Origin of the sequence: Montanilutibacter psychrotolerans, assembly GCF_003719825.1 — a bacterium.
In the GTDB taxonomy this organism is placed as follows: Bacteria; Pseudomonadota; Gammaproteobacteria; order Xanthomonadales; family Xanthomonadaceae; genus Montanilutibacter; species Montanilutibacter psychrotolerans.
The window spans coordinates 538480-556274 of the sequence record NZ_RIBS01000001.1 but is presented as its reverse complement, the minus strand read 5'-3'; the positions used below and the strand labels follow the sequence as shown (position 1 = coordinate 556274).

Here is a 17795-nt window from a genome sequence, read left to right as displayed (position 1 = left end):
GCCTGCGGTGCGGGAAAGGCCAATGAAGCGCAACAAGGCAATCAGAACAAGCAGTTGCGAGCGGCGGCCTCCGGTCGGGGCCGTGCTGCAACGCGGAACAGGCGCGACGCCGGGTGGTCCGGTGCCCCGCCCGTCCTGCGTCGCGATCAACGGCGCAAGGCGTAGAAAGACTCTCGGAACGCCTGGAAGGTTCCCCGTTCGATCGCGTCGCGCATCTGCGACATCAACCGCTGGTAGTAACGCAGGTTGTGCAGGGTGCCCAGCATCGGGGCCAGCATCTCGTTGCAACGGTCGAGATGACGCAGGTAGCTGCGGCTGAAGCCATTGGCACAGGAATAGCAGTCGCAGCCCTCTTCGATCGGCCGGAGATCGTGCTCGTACTGGGCATTGCGCACGCGCACGGTACCGGCGGCCGTGAAGTAATGGCCGTTGCGGGCATTGCGGGTGGGCATCACGCAATCGAACATGTCGACGCCGCGCGCCACCGACTCCACCAGGTCCTCGGGTCGGCCCACGCCCATCAGGTAGCGCGGGCGGTCGCCCGGGAGCTGCGGGCAGGTGTGTTCGAGCATGCGGTTGCGCTCATGCTCGGGCTCGCCAACCGCCAGTCCGCCGATTGCATAACCGTCGAAGCCGATCTCCTGCAGGCCCTGCGCCGAGTGCGTGCGCAGGTCCGGGTACATGCCACCCTGGACGATGCCGAACAGCGCGGCGTCGTTGCCTTCATGCGCCTTCTTGCTGCGCGCGGCCCAGCGCAGGCTCAGCTCCATCGACCTGCGTGCCAGGGATTCGCTGGCCGGCGCGCCGTCCACCAGATACGGCGTGCACTCGTCGAAGATCATCACGATGTCCGAATCGAGCACCTTCTGGATGTGCATGCTCTCTTCGGGGCCAAGGAAGACCTTGCGACCGTCGATCGGCGCGGCGAACGTCACGCCCGCCTCGGTGATCTTGCGCTTGTGTGCCAGCGAGAAAACCTGGAAGCCGCCCGAGTCGGTCAGGATCGGCCCGTTCCAGCGGCCGAAACCGTGCAGGCCGCCGTGCGCGGCGATCACCTCCAGGCCGGGGCGCAGGTACAGGTGGAAGGTGTTGCCCAGGATGATCTCCGCGCCCAGTTCGCGCACCTGCTCGGGCATGACGCCCTTCACCGAACCGTAGGTTCCCACCGGCATGAACGCGGGTGTTTCCACCGTGCCACGCGGGAACGTCAGTCGACCGCGGCGCGCCGCGCCATCGTTGCCCAGCAGCGCGAACGACATGCGGCTCATGCGCCGCTCTCCGCCGGCCACAACAGCATGGCATCGCCGTAGGAGAAGAAGCGGTAACGCTCGGCGATCGCATGCCGGTAGGCGGCGAACACGCGGTCCTTGCCGGCGAACGCGGAAATCATCATCAGCAGGGTGCTTTCTGGCAGGTGGAAATTGGTGACCATCGCGTCGACCGAACGGATGCGGTAGCCAGGCAGGATGAACAGCCGGGTTTCGCCGGCATAGGGCTGCAGCACGCGCTCGCCGGAGTCGTCGGTGCGCATCGCCGATTCGAGCGCGCGCACCACGGTGGTGCCGACCGCGATCACGCGGCCACCGGCCTCGCGGGTGCGACGCACCTTGTCGACGAGTTCGGCGCCCACGTTGAGCCATTCGCTGTGCATCACGTGCTGGCCCAGGTCGTCCACGCGTACCGGCTGGAACGTCCCGGCGCCCACGTGCAGCGTGACGTGGCCAAACTGCACGCCGCGCTCGCTCAGCGTTGCCAGCAGGGCGTCGTCGAAATGCAGGCCGGCGGTTGGCGCGGCCACGGCGCCGGACTCGCGGGCAAACACCGTCTGGTATCGCTCGGTGTCGTCGCGGCCGGGTTCGCGCTGGATGTACGGCGGCAGCGGCAGGCGACCGGCGTGCAGCAGCCAGCTCTCCAGCGACTCGGGCACCTCGAAGCGCAGCACGTAGAACTCGCCGTCCCGGCCGAGCACTTCGGCCTGTCCGCCGGCATCCAGCGCGATCATCGCGCCGGGCTTGGGCGATTTGCTGACGCCAAGCTGGGCGCGCGCCTGGTCGCCGCCGAGCAACCGCTCGATCAGAATCTCGACGCGACCGCCGGTGGCCTTGCTGCCGAACAACCGCGCCGGGATCACCCGGGTGTCGTTGAACACCAGCAGGTCGCCCGGTTGCAGCAGCTGCGGCAACTCGCGGAACTGATGATCCTGGAGCGCGGGCTGCGCCGAGGAACCCGGCGGCACCAGCAGCAGCCGGCTGGCCGAACGCTCGGCCAGTGGCGCCTGGGCGATCAGCTCGGGCGGCAATTCATAATGGAAGTCGGATTTCTTCAAGGCCGGTGTCTTTGCGACCGGATGCCGCCGGCACGGCCGGGCATTATCCGGGGGCCGAGCCGCCACGCCAAATCGACGGCCTCGTCGCACTCCACGCCGGCCCGATCCACCTGCGCCCCGACGCGGTCAATGCGGCCCCCACCCGTTCGGCGCCCTGCCCTGCCAGCACCTTGCGGCCCGCGTTCGCCGGCGCGTGCCGGTGCGCGCCGTAATTCAAACGGGCGGGGGTTACGCGCCCTGAAGCGCGGTGCTAGAATCCGCGCAACTCTTTGTTTTAATTCACTGTTTTAACCATTCCCATTCCCGCGCGAGGACCTCCTCGCGCTTTTGGTTTGCGCTTCACGGAGGACCTCATGAATCTGATCGACACCTTGCAGCCGCTGCGCGCCCATGCCGGCGCGCGCCGCACCACCGGCCTCGATGACGCAACCATCGCCGCGTTTGCCGCCAGCCACCCCGAGCTGGTCGAAGCGATCGAAGCCGCCGGCGCCGAGTACGCGCGCATCAAGGACGACTTCGCACCGCTCCTGGACCTGGACGAGGACGCCCAGATGCGCGCCGTGCAGGACGGCTACATCAACTTCTACCCGGACGATGCGGTCAACCCGTACATCGCGCTGGTCGCGCGCGGTCCGTGGATCGTCACGCTCAAGGGCGCCGTGCTGCACGACTCCGGCGGCTACGGCATGCTCGGCTTTGGCCACACGCCCAAGGCGGTGATCGAGGCGATGGCCAAGCCGCAGGCGATGGCCAACATCATGACCCCGTCGCTGTCGCACATGCGCTTCGAGCGCCTGCTGCGCGGCGCGATCGGCATGAGCCGCGGCGCCTGCCCGTTCGACAAGTTCCTGTGCCTGAATTCGGGTTCCGAGGCGGTCGGCCTGGCCGCACGCATCACCGACACCAACGCCAAGCTGATGACCGATCCGGGCGCCCGCCATGCCGGCCGCGCGATCAAGCGCCTGGTCGTCAAGGGCAGCTTCCACGGCCGCACCGACCGTCCGGCGCTGTATTCCGACTCCTCGCGCAAGACCTACCTGCAGTACCTGGCCAGCTTCCGTGGCGAGGACTCGGTGATCGCGATCGAGCCCTACGACGTCGACGCGCTGCGCAAGGTGTTCGCCGATGCCGACAGCAACGGCTGGTTCATCGAAGCGATGTTCCTGGAGCCGGTGATGGGCGAAGGCGACCCGGGCCGCAGCGTGCCGGTCGGTTTCTACACGGTTGCCCGCGAGCTCACCCGCGCGCACGGCTCGCTGTTGCTGGTGGACTCGATCCAGGCCGGACTGCGCGCCAATGGCGTGCTGTCGATCATCGACTACCCGGGCTTCGAAGGCGTGGAAGCGCCGGACATGGAGACCTACTCCAAGGCGCTCAACGCCGGCCAGTACCCGCTCTCGGTGCTGGCGGTGACCGAACTCGCCGCCGGTCTCTACAAGAAGGGCCTGTACGGCAACACCATGACCACCAACCCGCGCGCGCTCGATGTCGCGTGCGCGGTGCTGACCCAGGTCACCCCCGAACTGCGCGAAAACATCCGTGCGCGTGGCGCAGAGGCAGTTGCCAAGCTCGAGAAGCTCAAGTCCGAACTTGGCGGCCTGATCACCAAGGTGCAGGGCACCGGCTTGCTGTTCTCGTGCGAACTGTCGCCGCAGTTCAAGTGCTACGGCGGCGGGTCCACCGAGGAGTGGTTGCGCGAGCGCGGCATCGGCGTGATCCACGGCGGCGTCAATTCGCTGCGTTTCACCCCGACGTTCACCATCACCAGCGCCGAGATCGACCTGCTGGTGACGATGGTCGGTCGCGCGCTCAAGGAAGGTCCGCGCGCCCAGCAGGCTGCGGCTGCCTGAGCCCTGCGCGCAGCCGGGCCGCGCGCCCGGCTGCGCTGTCGATTCGCTTGCCTGCCTCAAGGACACCACCGTGATCGAACTGACCAACAAGCACAGCGGCGCCACCATCGGCGAGATCAGCGAGGAAGAGCTGCAGATCCTCGTGGCCGCGCTCGAAGAAGAGAACAGCCGCGACCAGGACTACTGGATCGACCACGCCACGGTCGACATGATCGAGATCAACCACCTCAACGCCGGCTCGCTGATAACCGTGCTGCGCACCGCGATTGGCGATAGCGACGGCATCGAGATCGGCTACACGCGCACGGCGTGATCGTTGCGAGCGCGCCTGGCTGGCGCGCCGCGCCCCGCCTTTTCAGCGCGGCGTGAGCGAACGCCGCAACGCCGCGCAACGGCACATCACCAGGCCGGGGAAACCCGGCCTTGTCGTGTCTGGACGGGCTGGGCCGCGTGACGCCGGCAACGTAGGATGCGGTCACTACGACAGAGCGCACGGCCGATGCCGTCGGTGCACTCGCACGCCTTCCGCCACCTGCCCGGGAACCCATCATGAAAGTCGTTGAAGTGCGTCACCCGCTGGTACAGCACAAGCTCGGCCTGATGCGGCGCGCCGGCAACAGCACCAAGGAGTTCCGCGAACTGGCATCGGAAGTGGCGACGCTGCTCACCTACGAAGCCACCGCCGACCTGGCAACCGAATCGGTCACTGTCGACGGCTGGGCCGGGCCGGTCGAAACCCGGCGCATCAAGGGCGCCAAGATCACCCTGGTGCCGATCCTGCGCGCGGGCCTGGGCATGCTGCCGGGCGTGCTCGAACTGATTCCCTCGGCCAAGGTCGGCGTGGTCGGCCTGCAGCGCGATGAGCACACGCTGCTGCCGGTTGGCTACTACGAGAAGCTGAGCGGCCGCATGGAAGAGCGCACGGCGCTCATCCTGGACCCGATGCTCGCCACCGGCGGCACGCTGATCGCCACGGTGGAGATGCTCAAGGCTGCCGGTTGCCGCCGCATCAAGGGCCTGTTCCTGGTCGCTGCACCGGAGGGCCTGCGTGCGCTGGAGGCGCGCCATGCGGATGTCGAGGTTTATACCGCCTCGATCGACCAGCGCCTGAACGACGTGGGCTACATCCTCCCCGGCCTGGGCGACGCCGGCGACAAGATCTTCGGTACGCGCTACTGAGCAGGCAATCGCGGCTTGGTCCGCGATCGCCGGGCCGACGGTGCTACGCGCCGCCCGTTGCCAACAACGCCCCACCCGCCAGCCAGGCGCCCGACACCGCCATCGCCAGCAACACGCCCCAGGTGATGGCGGTGCCCCAGAAGCGGCCGAACGAGTTTCCAGGGCGGCGCGAGAAGCTGGCGGCATGCAGCAGTCGACCCACCAGCAGTGCCGCGCCGAGCGCTGCGATCCAGCTACGGCCCAGCCCAGATAGTTCGAGCAGACCGAGCATCACCAGCGCGAGCGGCACGTTCTCGACGAAATTGGCGTGCACGCGGATCTTGCGCAGCAGCGCCGGATCGCCCCCGTCACCCAGGCTGATGCGGCTGGCATGGCGATGACGCGAGATCGGCACCAGCAACGCCAGCATCAGTAGCGCGTGCAGCGCAGCGAACAGCAGCGTCACCAGCGGCAGGGTCACTATCGACCCGGTCACGGGCTGCCATCCCGGTTTGACGGGTTGGCGTGCCCGCCGTTGTGGTCCGTGGCCCGGTGGCCAGCGCGGTGCTTTGCGCGACGTCGACGACGGCGGCCCAGCCACAACAGCAGCAACACCAGCGCCCCCAGGCCCCACGGCCACAGACGCTGCAACAGGGTCGGTGCGATCAGCGGCGCGCTCTGCGTGGCCGGATCGGGCAGTGCGCCGGCGGCGATGGCATCGCGGGCCTGCGATGACAGCTGCCAGCGGCCGTCGCGCAACTCCACCTTGCCCTCCAGCGGCGGCAGCACCAGTTCGCTCCAAGCCACCCGCAGATCTCCCACACGTGGGTCGAGCGGGTTTTCCGAGCTGGACAGCCCGTCGCCGTCGGGTTGGAAGGTCGCGGCAAGGTTGCCGGGCAGCCGCGAAAAATTCGGACGGAACACCTGCCAGTGACCCAGCGCACGCAGTACTTCCGGCGCGATGGGCTTGCCGTCGATCCGCGCGTCCCGCGCCCACCAGCGCTCGCCGGGCAAGGGGAGCCCCGGCGGGTTCACGTGGCCGGGCGCGAACCCACTGGAATCGATCCAGGCCGCGTTCCAGACGCGCCGGTAGCTGTCCGCATCCGAGCGCCACTGGTACATCTCGACACGCCGCTCAAGCCCGAACTGCCGACTGCGGACGCGGAAATCGGGGTCTTCCAGCGCGGCACCGGGCGCGGGTTCGAGGGTTTCCTCGTCCTGCGCCGCCACGTCGCCGGCCAGTGCCAGCAGCACCACCAACGCCGCGCCACGGATCATGCCGCCAGCGTCCTCGCATGCAGCTCGGCCACCTCGTGCGCGGTGCCGTAACGGCCCTTGTCGTCGCGCACCACCTGCGCCAGCGCGCAGCCCGGATCGTGCGTGAAGAACAGGTGCACATTGCGCGCCAGCTTGTCGGCGAGGAAGGCCTGCTTCTCGTCGATCAGCAGTTCGGCATTGCGGTCGTAGCCCATCGTGATCGGCACGTGCACCCACGGCCGGCCCGGAATCAGGTCGGCGCAGAACACGACGCCGCCGTGCGGCTCACCGTCCACCGTTTCCGGCCCGACGATTTCAGAGAGCATCAACCCCGGCGTGTGGCCGTGGCTGTAGTGGAATCGCACCGTGTTGCCCAGCACCTGGCTGTGCGCGCCGTCGACCAGTTCGAGCCGGCCGGTGGCCTCGAGCAGGCCGGCGAGTTCGGGAATGAAACTGGCCCGATCGCGTGCGTGCGGATGGATCGCGCGCTGCCAGTGCTCACGGCCGACGACGTAGGTGGCGTTGGGGAACAGCAGGCGCGGCGGTTCACCCTCCTGCCAACCCGCAAGCAATCCGCCGGCGTGATCGAAATGCAGGTGCGAGAGCACCACGACGTCGATGTCGGCCGGCGTGAAGCCGGCAGCGGCGAGCGAATCGACCAGCACGTGGCGTTCTTCGACGACGCCGTAGCGCTCGCGCATCTTCGGATCGAAGAACGCACCGATGCCGGCTTCGAAAAGGACGGTCTTGCCGGCCAGCGGGCTGGCGAGCAGTGCGCGGCAGGCCAGCTCGATGCGATTGAGCTCGTCGGGCGCGGTCCACCGCTCCCACAGCGCGCGCGGTGCGTTGCCGAACATCGCGCCACCGTCGAGCTTCTGGCTGTTGCCGATAAGCGACCAGAGTTTCATCGCCGTCTCCCAATGCGGAATGCCGCCATGATCGGCGATTGCCGCGGGCATTGAAACCTCGGCGCGCGGCGGCGTATCGACGCCACGTCTGCGGGCCGCGCCAGCGTTGGCTGTCAGGCCCGCCGCACCGATCAATCGCGCGCGGGCGTGGCGCCGAAATGGAACACGAAACGGCCCGCGGCATCGGCCGACTTGAGCTCGACCGGCCCGGTCATGCCGCCGACGGTGAGCATCGCGGTGCCGTGGATGCTGTCGCCGCCGAGCATGCCACCGTGGTCGCCGGTCACCTTGACCAGCACCTGCTGCCCCGGAAGCAGGGACACGGTGGCCTGCGCGTCGTCGGCCGTGGTGGGCATGACGACGTTGTCGCCGACCCGGTCGATGAACGGCCGGCGCGACAGCTCGAACAGTTCGCGGCCGTCGGCTTCGATGCGGAAACGCCAATCGGTGGCGCCCACGCTACCGTCGTCGAGCACTTCGATGCGCTGCAGTTTCAGCCGCAATGTGCGCGGCGCGCCCGCCTGTGCCGGCGCGGACGCGGGTGCCGGTTCGCGACTGGAATCGCGCAGGTCGTTGCGCACGTTGAGGTAGAACGTGGATGCCGCCGCGAGGAACGCCGCGGCGCCGGTCAGGATCGCCGGCAGATGGGACACGCGCGACTTGCGCTCGCCATCGCCACCGCGAGGCTTCGCGCCGTGCGCGGGCTTGTCGGCGTCGTGGTCCTTGAAGCTCAGTTCGGGCAGGCGCTCCTCGCGCTTGATCGAGCGCGCGGTCGCCGGCACCAGGCCAGCCGCGGTGCGGTCGGCTTCAGCGACAAACGCGCGTGCCTCGGCGAGTTCCTCGTCCGCATCCACGCGGCCATCGAACGCCAGCGCACGCCGGTACAGCGCAGCGGCCTGTGCCGGCGCACGCACGGTGCCGCGACCGGCGGCGTGCATGCGCGCCAGCAACACCAGCGCCATGAACTCGTTCTGCGCGGCAGCGCGTTCGTACAGCGAGCGAGCCTGATCGAGGTCGACCTCGACGCCCCAGCCGTTCTCGTGGATGGCGCCGAGATTGACCTGCGCGCGCGGGTGGCCGCGCTCTGCCGCCAGCGCCAGCCAGTGACGGGCCTGTGCGAAGTCCTCGTCGACACCGTCGCCGTCCAGGTAACGCATGCCCAGCGCGACCTGCGCCGCAACCGTGCCCTGCTCCGCCTGCGCTCTCAGCGCGTCGATGTCCATGCTGCCTATGTCCCGGTGGTCAATGTGGCGCGGACGGCAGCACCGCGGCCTTGCCGACGGGGTTGCGCGGGTCGGTGCCGCCGTCGAGCGTGTTGCTGCGCTTGTCCCAGGACACCGTCTGCAGGTTGCCCCAGGTGGTTTCGCCCGCGTTGACCGTGTGGCCCATCGCCTGCAGGGCGCTGACCGTGGCGGCGTCCAGGCCACCGGCCTCGACCGAGATCACATCGGGCATCCACTGGTGGTGGAAGCGCGGCAGCGCGGCCACCTGTTGCGCGGACAGACCGTCGTCGTAGGCCAGGATGCCCAGCAGCACCTGGGTGATGATGCGGCTGCCGCCGGGGGCGCCGAGCACCGCGATCTTGTCGTCGGATTCGATGAAGCTGGGTGTCATCGAGCTGAGCATGCGCTTGCCCGGCGCCGGCGCGTTGGCGTCGAAGCCCATCACACCGAAGGCGTTGGGTGTGCCGGGCCGCAGCGCGAAGTCGTCCATCTCGTTGTTGAGCAGCACGCCGGTGCCCGGCGCCACCAGGCCCGAGCCGTACAACAGGTTGACGGTCTGGGTGGCGGAAACGCGGTTGCCTTCGCTGTCGATGATCGAGAAGTGGGTGGTCTCGTCGTCCTCCAGCGGCGCCGGCTGGCCGGACAACAAATCGCTCGGGGTGGCCTTGTCCGGGTGGACGGTGGCGCGCAGGCCGGCGGCATAGTCGGCGCTGGTCAGGCGCGCCAGCGGCACCTTCACGAAGTCCGGATCGCCCAGGTAGATGGTGCGGTCGCGGTACGCGCGGCGCATCGCCTCGGTGATGACGTGGACGCGATGGGGCGGGTCCAGCTTGGCCAGGTCCCAGCCCTTCAGCAGCTGCAGGATCTCGGCCAGTGCCACGCCGCCGGAAGACGGCGGCGGTGCGGTGGTGATCGCCCAGTCGCGGTATTGCAGACGGATCGGCTCGCGCTCGCGCACGCGGTAGCCGGACAGTTCCTCGGCGCGCCATTGCCCGCCTTCTTCCTTGACCGACGCCAGCAGTTTGCCGGCAACCTCGCCCTGGTAGAAGCCGGCGTGGCCCTGCGCTGCCAGCAACTCCAGCGTGCGCGCAAGGTCGGGCTGCTTGAGGATCTCGCCGACTTGCGGCGGCGTGCCGTCGGCCAGAAACACCTCGCGCGTGCCGCGATAGCGCTCCATGACCTCGCGCCGAGTCGCGTAGCCCTTCACCAGGCGCGGGTAGACCGGAAAACCCTCGCGCGCCAGGCGGATCGCCGGCGCCAGGGAAGTAGCCAACGGCAGCCGACCGTAGGTCTGCGCAACATGCACCAGGGCGGCGGGCAGTCCCGGAATGCCCGCCGACCACGGACCGTTGGTGGCGCGATTGCGGTCCAGCTCGCCTGCCGCATCGAGGAACGCCGCCGGCGTTGCGGCCGCCGGTGCCGTCTCGCGCGCGTCGACGAACACGTCGCGGTTGGACTTGGCATCGTGCAGCAGGAAGAACCCGCCGCCGCCGATGCCGGAGCTGATCGGCTCGACCACCGACAAGGCCGCCGACACCGCGACGGCGGCATCGAACGCGTTGCCGCCGGCGCGGATGATCTCCAGCCCGGCGTCGGTGGACAACGAGTGCGCACTGGCGATGGCGGTGCCGGGCGGCCGCGTGGCGGCGGCGGGAGCATCCGGCATGGCCGCGGGCGCGCAGATCGCTGCGGGAAACGCCGTCATCAACAGGAGGCTGGCGCTCAACAGGCCAGCCGACAATCGCACACGCAACGCTCCGCGCATCGGGTCACTCCCGGTTCGTAGGGGTTTGGTTCAACCGGCTTGCTGCAGGCGGGCCAGCTTGGCCAGCAACTGCTCGTTGGATTCGGGAAACGCCGGGTCGGGGTCGATGCATTCGACCGGGCACACCACCACGCATTGCGGTTCATCGAAGTGCCCGACGCACTCCGTGCAGCGCGACGGATCGATCACGTAGATCGTCTCGCCCTGCGCAATCGCCTGGTTCGGGCAAGCCGGTTCGCAGACATCGCAGTTGACGCACAACTCGTTGATCTTGAGGGACATCGCAACCTGTCTTCCGAACCGCAGCGGGGGCATTCCATGCCGGGTGGAGCGTGGGAGTGGCTTCCTGCTGCGTCCGGGTACCGCGAGTTGCGCGCGTGGCCGCGTTACGGCCACGCGCGCAGGGGTCACTTGACCTGGACGAACCGATAGGTCGCGCCGCTCGGGACCACCGCGGCTTCGACGCGCGCGCTGTCGGCGGTGTCGCCGATGAACAGCACGACCACACCCTTCATCGACGCCGGCTGGGCGACCGAGAACGCAGAGACCGCGAGGTCGGCCGACTTCGGCGACGACGGCGAACCGAACGCGATGATCGTGCCCTCGACACCACCGCGCGAAACACCGCCGGTCGCGGCTTCGAGCTGTCGATCGTAGGAACCCTGGAAATCCGCGGAGTCCGGCGCCGGCAGCGTGTAGCCGTACAGGTTGGTGGCACCGTTGGCGTTGCGCTTGATGACGTCGCTGAGGTAGTCGCCCCATGCCGCTTCATCGGAGGTCTTGGGCGCGCTCAACGGCGCATCGACGACGGCCGGCTTCTCCGCCTCCTTGTTGCAGGCGGCCAGCATCGGCAGCGAAAGCAGGGCAATAAGCAGCAGGCGGGTGGTGGTCTTCATCGATTTCCCCTTGGACGTGGACGGCTTGGACATGAATGGCTTGGACGTGGACGACTTGAACATTGAAGGCTTGCGCTACCTCGACAGCGTGTTCGCGAAGCCGGTGCGGGCGTTGCGGATCTGCGTCTGTGGAGCGGGTGGAACCTGGAGTGGAGCCTGGAACGGAAACCGGTGGCGTCAGTGGTTGTTGCGCCGATAGGCCTGCAGCGCGGCGCTGACCGCCGGCGGCACGAAGCCCGAGACGTCGCCGCCCAGGCGCGCAATCTCGCGCACCAGCGACGACGAGATGAAGCCGTACTGCTCGGCCGGCGTGAGGAACAGCGTCTCGACATCGGGAATCAGATGCCGGTTCATGCTGGCCAACTGGAACTCGTATTCGAAGTCCGAGACCGCGCGCAGGCCGCGCAGCAACACTCCGCCGCCCACCTCGGCGACGAAGTGCGCGAGCAGGCAATCGAAGCCGCGGACCTCGACGTTGGCATGGTGCGACACCGCCTCGCGGGCAAGGTCCACGCGCAGCTCCAGCGGCAGCGCCGGGCTTTTGCCCGGACTTGCCGCGACGCCAATGATCAGGCGTTCAAACAGCGGAGCGGCACGATCGACAAGGTCGATGTGGCCATTGGTGATGGGGTCGAACGTGCCGGGGTAGACGGCGATTCGGTTACGCGTCGGGCTCATTCGCGGGTCATGGAGTTGGGATCGGGGTCGGCGCCATCCCTGCCGCGCCAGGCTCGCTGCCGAGTGTAGCAGCGGCGCCCGCATGGCGACGGTACAGCGCGTACCGCACCTCGCGCGTGGCGCCTTCGCGGTGCAATGCCCAGCCCGGCCCGACGTTCGGAACCGCCGCGAGGGGGGCCTCGACGTACAGCCAGGCCTGCCCCGAAAGGCGCGGCAGCAAGGCCGGCAACACCGCCTCCCAAAGGTTTGCGGCGAATGGCGGGTCGACGAACGCGAGGTCGAACGCGTCCACGGGCTGCGTCGGCAACCACGCCAGCGCATCGCCCTGCACCACCGTCAGGGCGTCGCCGCCGGGCAGGCGGGCGGCCGTCGCGCGCAAGGCGTTGACCAGCGCGCGGTCGCGCTCGACCAGTACCGCCGATGCCGCGCCACGCGACACCGCCTCCAGCCCGAGCGCGCCACTGCCGGCGAACAGGTCGAGCACGCGCGCGCCCGGCAGCATCGGTGCCAGCCAGTTGAACAGGGTCTCGCGCACGCGGTCCGAACTCGGCCGCAGACCGGCGACTTCAGGCACGTCCAGGCGCGTGCCACGCCAACGACCACCAATCAGGCGGACTTTTCCGGGGGCGGGCTTCATCGAGGGGTTCCGGGGGCCGGTGCTAGCATGTGCACATTCTCGCGCATTCACGGAACGCCCCACGCGATGCTCAGTTTTTTCCGCCGAAAGAAGCCGGAAACGGCCGCGTCTCCCGATGCCAAGCAACGCCTGGGCATCGAGGAGCTGGCCGCCGCCTTCCCGGTCCACGAACGATCCGACGCGCCGCACGACGATGCAGCGCTCGACAACGCGCGGTCCGACACCACCGGGATCGACACGTCCACGCAACCGGCCGTTTCCGAGCCGGCGGTGGAACACATTACGCCGGCAGCAGCCAACGCCGCCATCAGCGAAGCCATCGTGGACGCTGCCGCGACCGGTGCCACGCAGCCGGTGCCGCCGGAGGTGATCGCCGCGGCACTCGAGGACGAGATGCCGGCGGACATTGTCGTCGAGCACGCCCCGGCCGCCCTCCAACCTGCATCGGCACCCGAACCCGACTCCGCGCCGGCGGTCGGCGTCGCCCCGCCGTCCGGGCCCGTCACGGCGGCCATCGACGCCGGCGGCGACGTGCCCGCGTTCGGCATGCCCGCCGAAGCCGAGCGCCCGGCCGCCCCTGCCGGCAACCCCGGCTGGCGTGATCGCCTGCGCAACAGCGTGTTCGCACGCAGCCTCGGCGGCCTGTTCTCGCGCAACCCCAAACTCGACGATGACCTCCTCGACGAGATCGAGACGGCATTGATCACTGCCGACGTGGGCGTGGCGGCCACCAGCGACCTGGTCGAAGACTTGCGCCGCCGCATGAAATCGCGCGAGTTCGCCGATGCCAACGGCCTGCTCGCGGCGTTGCGCGCGGATCTGGTCGCGCTGCTGAAGCCGGTCGCCCAGCCATTGCGGATCGACAGCAACGCGCGTCCGTTCGTCCTGCTGACGGTGGGCGTCAACGGCGTCGGCAAGACCACCACCATCGGCAAGCTCGCCAAGCGTTTCAAGGATGAGCAGCGGTCGTTGATGCTCGCGGCCGGCGACACCTTCCGTGCCGCCGCCGTCGCGCAGTTGCAGTCCTGGGGCGAGCGCAACGGCGTGCCCGTGGTCGCACAGGGCCAGAACGCCGATGCCGCATCGGTCGCCTTCGATGCGTTGCAGGCGGCCAAGGCACGCGGCACCGAGGTGCTGATTGCCGACACCGCCGGTCGCCTGCACACCCAGCAGGGCCTGATGGCGGAGCTGGGAAAGATCAAGCGGGTGCTGCAGAAACTCGACGCCACCGCGCCGCACGAGGTGCTGATGGTGATCGACGGCACCACCGGCCAGAACGCGCTGTCGCAGTTGCGCCAGTTCCACGCCGCAGTCGGCGTGACCGGCCTGGTGGTGACCAAGCTCGACGGCACGGCCAAGGGCGGCGTGGTGTTCGCGCTGGCGCGCGAGTTCGGCGTTCCGATCCGCTTCGCCGGCATTGGCGAACGTCCTGAAGACCTGCGCGTGTTCGACGCCGAGGCCTTCGTCGACGCGCTGTTGCCCGAAGCGCTGGGCGGCTGATCCGCGGGGCATGGCCGGCCCCGCCGCCAACATCAACGCCAGTGGCGACGCCAGCGCCGGCTCCGGCACCGCCCGTCGACCACGTCGACGTGCCGCCTGGGCGCTGCTGGCATTGCTGCTGGCGGTCGCGCTCTCGCTGCACTGGGTATCCCGCCCCGATCGCCTGGCGGGCCTGATCCTCAACCAGGCCGGCAGTGCCCTGGGCCTGGACATCACGGCCAGTGGCGCCAGCCAGTACCGCCTGCGTGGGACGCCGATGCTGATGGTGCGCGACCTGGTCGCCCGAGAGCCCGGCGCCACGACGCCGGTGCTGCGCGCGGAGCGCGTGCTGCTCGAACTGCCGTGGTCGACGATCCGCGCGCGCGGCACCGACCTCACCGTACAGCGCATCGAACTGGACGCGCCGCAGCTCGACCTCGCCGCACTCCAGCATTGGCAGGCCGGTCGGCCGCCGTCGGAAACCCGCATCCCCACCTTGACGCGCGGCCTGCGCGTGGTGCGTGGCCAACTCGTGGGCGATGGCTGGTCGCTGCAGGCATTGACACTGGACCTGCCCAAGCTGCATCCCAAACGCGCCGTGCGCGCCGCGTTGTCCGGGCGCCTGGACAGCAACGGCACACGCGTGCCCTTCCAGGTGCAGGCCGCGCTGAGCGGCCCGACAGCCGACGCGGCCCTTGGCCTGGCCGGCACGGCCAGCGTCGAACAACACGACTGGCGTTTGCCGATGCGACTGCGGCTCTCGGGGCGTTTGGCCAACGACGCCAATGGCATCGGTCTGGATGCGATGCGACTTGCCGCGCCGACGCGTTACCTGTCTGGCGACACCGATCTGCCGTTCGTCTACGCAATCGCCGGAAACGCGCGTTACCGTGATGCGCGATTGTCGATCGCCCCGCTTGGCGCCGCGTTGCGCGGCACGGGCGTGGTGCCGCATCTCGACGCGCGGGGCCGCTTCGCCTGGCAGGACGGCATGGGCCTGCAGCTTGTCGGCGCGATCGCGCGCTGGCCCGATGCGTGGCCTGCACTGCCTCCACCGATCGGACAATCAGATGCCGCGTTGCCCTTCGTCCTGCACTACCAGGGCCCGGCCGACCTGTCGGCGACCACCACACTGCAACTACAGCGCGACGGCACGCGCTTTGACGGTCGCTTCCGCCTGCCGGAAGTGCTCGAATGGATCGATGCCACCGGCACCGGTGCACCGCTTCCGCCCATCGAAGGCCGCTTGGTGACACCCCGGATGGAGGTCTCCGGCGCCGTCCTCGAGGGCGTGGAAATCGAATTCGAAGAAGTGGACGACAACGAGGAACCGGGACCGTGAGCGTGTCCACGGGACCCACCGCAGCGCGCGCCACGCATGCCAACCCCAAGGCCCGTCACCAGCGGCACGACACCGACCGCCTCGACGCCACCGCCCATGCTGCCGCCGTGAACACCATCGATACCTTCGCTTCCCGCCTCCTCGCCTGGTTCGACGTCAGCGGTCGCCACGACCTGCCTTGGCAGCACCCGCGCACGCCGTACCGCGTGTGGTTGTCGGAGATCATGCTGCAACAGACCCAGGTGAAAACCGCCGGGCCCTACTTCGAGCGTTTCGTGCAAACCCTGCCCGACCTGCCTGCCCTCGCCGCGGCCCCGACGGACACGGTGCTGGCGCTGTGGTCGGGACTGGGCTACTACGCCCGGGCGCGCAACCTCCACGCTGCCGCCAAGCGGTGCGTCGAGCGGCACGGTGGCGAACTCCCGCGCGACGTGGAGGCGCTCACGGCCTTGCCGGGGATTGGACGCAGCACCGCGGCGGCCATCGCAACCCAGGCCTGGGGCGATCGCCACGCGATCCTCGACGGCAACGTCAAGCGCGTGCTGACCCGTTACCACGGCGTTGCCGGGCATCCGGGCCTGCCCGCGATCGAGCGGCAACTGTGGGCGCTGGCCGAAGGCCACCTGCCCGACGACCGCCTCGCCGACTACACCCAGGCGCAGATGGATCTCGGGGCGACGTTATGCACCCGCTCCGATCCCGCCTGCGTGCTGTGCCCGGTACAAACCGATTGCCGCGCCCGCATCGAGGGGCGCACCGATGAGCTGCCCACCCGCAAGCCCGGCAAGGCCAGCCCGCAGAAACATGCCCAGGTGCTTTGGCTGGAGGACACCGCCGGCCGTCTCCTGCTGCAACAACGCCCGCCCACGGGCATCTGGTCGTCGCTGTGGACGCTGCCGCAGGCCGATGACGAAGCGCTCGCCCGTGAGTGGTTCGCAACGCACATCACCGGCAACTTCGACTCGGGCGACGTATTGCCACCCATCGCGCACGCCTTCAGCCATTTCAAGCTGCAACTGCAACCCACGCGCTGGCAGTCGGTCGCCCTGCACAGCGGTGTCGGCGACAATGCCGAGCTGCGCTGGGTGACCCGCGACGAATTGGTCGCGCTGGGCATCCCGGCGCCAATCCGCAAGCTGCTCCAACCCTCCCACTGAAGGCCGCCCCATGCCCCGCACCGTCCACTGCGATTACGACCAGCGCGAAGCCGAAGGCCTCGACTTCGTTCCCTGGCCCGGCGACCTCGGCAAGCGCGTGTTCGCCCACATCGGCAAGCCGGCGTGGGCGAAGTGGCTGGCGCACCAGACGATGCTGATCAACGAGAACCGCCTGTCGCCGTTGGACCCCAAGCACCGCGCCTTCCTCGAGGCGGAGATGGAGAAGTTCCTCTTCGGTGGTGGCGCCGAGAAACCCGCCGGTTACGTTCCCGAGGCCTGAGCCTGCGCACGTGCGGTGCGCTGTGCCTGCTTGATCGCCGCCGTGTCGAGCGGGCTGATCTGCCGGATGTAGCACGGGATCGACGGCGAGGTACTGTTCAACGGCACCACCTTGTCGAAGCGGGAGTACACGGTTCCGCTCTGGTGGGTGAGGCTGATGGCCGGCGCGAAATCGAGATCCGGACACGTGCCGGACAGCTCGAGCAGATAGGCCCGGTTCGGCCGCGTCCAGACCGCCACCGCGCTGTCGCCCAGCGGCGTCCAGCCATCGATGCGGCCGAAGTAGTGGAAGCTCTGCACCGGTGCGCCTGCATGCGCGCGATACAGCGCAAGCCGTTCGCTGTCGCCCATCGAGGGATTGCTGGCGCAGCCGCACACGGCAACGGCGAGCGCCATGCTGAAAAGCAGGACTGGCGATTTCATGGTGAAACCTCCGCCGCCGCAGCGGCACGACTGTTGCCAGCATCATGCATCCGCGTCATCGGGGCGGCACACTGGAAAAAATTCGGGTTCAGCCGCGATCCGGGCTTGCCAGTCTCGAAATCCATCCGTATCATCCCGCTCCTCTTCACGGCCAATCGTGAACGTGGCCGGGTAGCTCAGTTGGTAGAGCAGGGGATTGAAAATCCCCGTGTCGGGGGTTCGATTCCCTCCCCGGCCACCATTTTGGTGGACTTTGTGAAGTTGACGGATCGAGGCTGCGAGCAATCGCGGCCTTTTTCTTTTTCGGGCCACCGCTGCTTGCCGAACAGGGAATGCCTCGGCCGCCCGACGGCGCCGCGGTTCGGGACCTCGCCATCGACCGCCCGACGGCCCCGCGATTCCTGCGACGTCGCCTGC

At 68.8% G+C, this 17795-nt stretch carries 19 protein-coding genes and 1 tRNA gene; 8 read left to right on the top strand and 12 right to left on the bottom strand.

Features of this window, described 5'->3' with window-relative positions; translation table 11 throughout:
• Positions 1-146: 146 nt before the first annotated feature.
• Together tgt and queA are read right to left on the bottom strand one after the other, a co-directional pair.
• Positions 147-1268, bottom strand: coding sequence for a tRNA guanosine(34) transglycosylase Tgt (tgt, locus tag EER27_RS02390; RefSeq protein WP_123086409.1), 1122 nt, complete (start codon positions 1266-1268; stop codon positions 147-149).
• Positions 1265-2326, bottom strand: a complete 1062-nt coding sequence (gene queA, locus EER27_RS02385; protein WP_123086408.1) for a tRNA preQ1(34) S-adenosylmethionine ribosyltransferase-isomerase QueA — start codon at positions 2324-2326, stop codon at positions 1265-1267. Before queA ends, tgt begins: the two co-directional genes overlap by 4 nt.
• Positions 2327-2679: 353 nt before the next feature.
• Between queA and EER27_RS02380 the strand changes: the two genes are divergently transcribed.
• The 3 genes from EER27_RS02380 to upp all read left to right on the top strand — a co-directional run bounded on the left by EER27_RS02380 (position 2680) and on the right by upp (position 5355).
• Positions 2680-4176 carry an aminotransferase class III-fold pyridoxal phosphate-dependent enzyme gene (locus EER27_RS02380; RefSeq protein ID WP_123086666.1) on the top strand — a complete coding sequence of 499 codons (1497 nt, stop codon included), beginning with the start codon at positions 2680-2682 and terminating at the stop codon, positions 4174-4176.
• A gap of 70 nt (positions 4177-4246) precedes the next feature.
• Positions 4247-4489 (top strand): hypothetical protein, encoded by a 243-nt coding sequence (locus tag EER27_RS02375; protein ID WP_123086407.1) that lies wholly within the window; start codon positions 4247-4249, stop codon positions 4487-4489.
• A gap of 236 nt (positions 4490-4725) precedes the next feature.
• Entirely contained in the window at positions 4726-5355 is a 630-nt protein-coding gene (gene upp / locus EER27_RS02370; RefSeq protein WP_123086406.1) for a uracil phosphoribosyltransferase, read from the top strand.
• Positions 5356-5398: 43 nt separating this feature from the next.
• On the opposite strand, the gene EER27_RS02365 is transcribed toward upp, so the two are convergent.
• The 9 genes from EER27_RS02365 to rsmD form a co-directional block, all read right to left on the bottom strand.
• Positions 5399-5830, bottom strand: coding sequence for an MAPEG family protein (locus EER27_RS02365; protein WP_148040899.1), 432 nt, complete (start codon positions 5828-5830; stop codon positions 5399-5401).
• Positions 5827-6612, bottom strand: coding sequence for a TMEM43 family protein (locus EER27_RS02360; protein WP_123086404.1), 786 nt, complete (start codon positions 6610-6612; stop codon positions 5827-5829). The genes EER27_RS02365 and EER27_RS02360 overlap by 4 nt, the downstream gene beginning before the upstream one ends.
• Positions 6609-7499, bottom strand: a complete 891-nt coding sequence (locus EER27_RS02355) for an MBL fold metallo-hydrolase (RefSeq protein WP_123086403.1) — start codon at positions 7497-7499, stop codon at positions 6609-6611. The genes EER27_RS02360 and EER27_RS02355 overlap by 4 nt, the downstream gene beginning before the upstream one ends.
• A 131-nt stretch (positions 7500-7630) precedes the next feature.
• Entirely contained in the window at positions 7631-8722 is a 1092-nt protein-coding gene (locus EER27_RS02350) for a tetratricopeptide repeat protein (RefSeq protein WP_123086402.1), read from the bottom strand.
• Positions 8723-8741: 19 nt separating this feature from the next.
• Positions 8742-10427 carry a gamma-glutamyltransferase gene (gene ggt, locus EER27_RS02345; RefSeq protein ID WP_123086665.1) on the bottom strand — a complete coding sequence of 562 codons (1686 nt, stop codon included), beginning with the start codon at positions 10425-10427 and terminating at the stop codon, positions 8742-8744.
• Positions 10428-10517: 90 nt separating this feature from the next.
• Positions 10518-10769 carry a YfhL family 4Fe-4S dicluster ferredoxin gene (locus EER27_RS02340; protein ID WP_123086401.1) on the bottom strand — a complete coding sequence of 84 codons (252 nt, stop codon included), beginning with the start codon at positions 10767-10769 and terminating at the stop codon, positions 10518-10520.
• A 125-nt stretch (positions 10770-10894) separates the two neighbouring features.
• A complete protein-coding gene (locus tag EER27_RS02335) occupies positions 10895-11383 on the bottom strand; it encodes a hypothetical protein (RefSeq protein ID WP_148040898.1) in 489 nt (162 codons plus the stop codon).
• A 177-nt stretch (positions 11384-11560) separates the two neighbouring features.
• Positions 11561-12061 (bottom strand): pantetheine-phosphate adenylyltransferase, encoded by a 501-nt coding sequence (coaD, locus tag EER27_RS02330; RefSeq protein ID WP_123086399.1) that lies wholly within the window; start codon positions 12059-12061, stop codon positions 11561-11563.
• A gap of 7 nt (positions 12062-12068) precedes the next feature.
• Entirely contained in the window at positions 12069-12698 is a 630-nt protein-coding gene (gene rsmD, locus EER27_RS02325) for a 16S rRNA (guanine(966)-N(2))-methyltransferase RsmD (protein ID WP_123086398.1), read from the bottom strand.
• 66 nt (positions 12699-12764) lie between these two features.
• On the opposite strand from rsmD, the gene ftsY reads away from it, so the two are divergent.
• From ftsY to EER27_RS02310, 4 genes are all read left to right on the top strand, one after another.
• Positions 12765-14198, top strand: a complete 1434-nt coding sequence (ftsY, locus tag EER27_RS02320; RefSeq protein ID WP_123086397.1) for a signal recognition particle-docking protein FtsY — start codon at positions 12765-12767, stop codon at positions 14196-14198.
• Between the two features lie 10 nt (positions 14199-14208).
• Entirely contained in the window at positions 14209-15519 is a 1311-nt protein-coding gene (locus EER27_RS17240) for a hypothetical protein (protein WP_223807127.1), read from the top strand.
• A 107-nt stretch (positions 15520-15626) separates the two neighbouring features.
• Positions 15627-16676, top strand: coding sequence for an A/G-specific adenine glycosylase (mutY, locus tag EER27_RS02315; RefSeq protein WP_223807154.1), 1050 nt, complete (start codon positions 15627-15629; stop codon positions 16674-16676).
• A gap of 10 nt (positions 16677-16686) precedes the next feature.
• Entirely contained in the window at positions 16687-16956 is a 270-nt protein-coding gene (locus EER27_RS02310) for an oxidative damage protection protein (RefSeq protein WP_123086395.1), read from the top strand.
• Here the strand turns inward: EER27_RS02310 and EER27_RS02305 are convergent.
• Complete coding sequence (locus tag EER27_RS02305; protein WP_123086394.1) at positions 16938-17378, bottom strand: DUF6491 family protein; 441 nt, start codon at positions 17376-17378, stop codon at positions 16938-16940. The genes EER27_RS02310 and EER27_RS02305 overlap by 19 nt on opposite strands.
• A gap of 165 nt (positions 17379-17543) precedes the next feature.
• On the opposite strand from EER27_RS02305, the gene EER27_RS02300 reads away from it, so the two are divergent.
• A tRNA-Phe gene (locus EER27_RS02300) sits at positions 17544-17619 on the top strand.
• Positions 17620-17795: the final 176 nt, after the last annotated feature.

Bases quoted from the DNA above. Each gene is read 5' to 3' on its own strand.
- EER27_RS02310 (WP_123086395.1), top strand. From the start codon at position 16,687: ATGCCCCGCACCGTCCACTGCGATTACGACCAGCGCGAAGCCGAAGGC.
- tgt (WP_123086409.1), bottom strand. From the start codon at position 1,268: ATGAGCCGCATGTCGTTCGCGCTGCTGGGCAACGATGGCGCGGCGCGC.
- EER27_RS02360 (WP_123086404.1), bottom strand. From the start codon at position 6,612: ATGATCCGTGGCGCGGCGTTGGTGGTGCTGCTGGCACTGGCCGGCGAC.
- EER27_RS02350 (WP_123086402.1), bottom strand. From the start codon at position 8,722: ATGGACATCGACGCGCTGAGAGCGCAGGCGGAGCAGGGCACGGTTGCG.
- EER27_RS02335 (WP_148040898.1), bottom strand. From the start codon at position 11,383: ATGAAGACCACCACCCGCCTGCTGCTTATTGCCCTGCTTTCGCTGCCG.
- upp (WP_123086406.1), top strand. From the start codon at position 4,726: ATGAAAGTCGTTGAAGTGCGTCACCCGCTGGTACAGCACAAGCTCGGC.
- ftsY (WP_123086397.1), top strand. From the start codon at position 12,765: ATGCTCAGTTTTTTCCGCCGAAAGAAGCCGGAAACGGCCGCGTCTCCC.
- ggt (WP_123086665.1), bottom strand. From the start codon at position 10,427: ATGACGGCGTTTCCCGCAGCGATCTGCGCGCCCGCGGCCATGCCGGAT.
- rsmD (WP_123086398.1), bottom strand. From the start codon at position 12,698: ATGAAGCCCGCCCCCGGAAAAGTCCGCCTGATTGGTGGTCGTTGGCGT.
- EER27_RS02380 (WP_123086666.1), top strand. From the start codon at position 2,680: ATGAATCTGATCGACACCTTGCAGCCGCTGCGCGCCCATGCCGGCGCG.
- EER27_RS02355 (WP_123086403.1), bottom strand. From the start codon at position 7,499: ATGAAACTCTGGTCGCTTATCGGCAACAGCCAGAAGCTCGACGGTGGC.
- EER27_RS02305 (WP_123086394.1), bottom strand. From the start codon at position 17,378: ATGAAATCGCCAGTCCTGCTTTTCAGCATGGCGCTCGCCGTTGCCGTG.
- EER27_RS17240 (WP_223807127.1), top strand. From the start codon at position 14,209: ATGGCCGGCCCCGCCGCCAACATCAACGCCAGTGGCGACGCCAGCGCC.
- coaD (WP_123086399.1), bottom strand. From the start codon at position 12,061: ATGAGCCCGACGCGTAACCGAATCGCCGTCTACCCCGGCACGTTCGAC.
- EER27_RS02340 (WP_123086401.1), bottom strand. From the start codon at position 10,769: ATGTCCCTCAAGATCAACGAGTTGTGCGTCAACTGCGATGTCTGCGAA.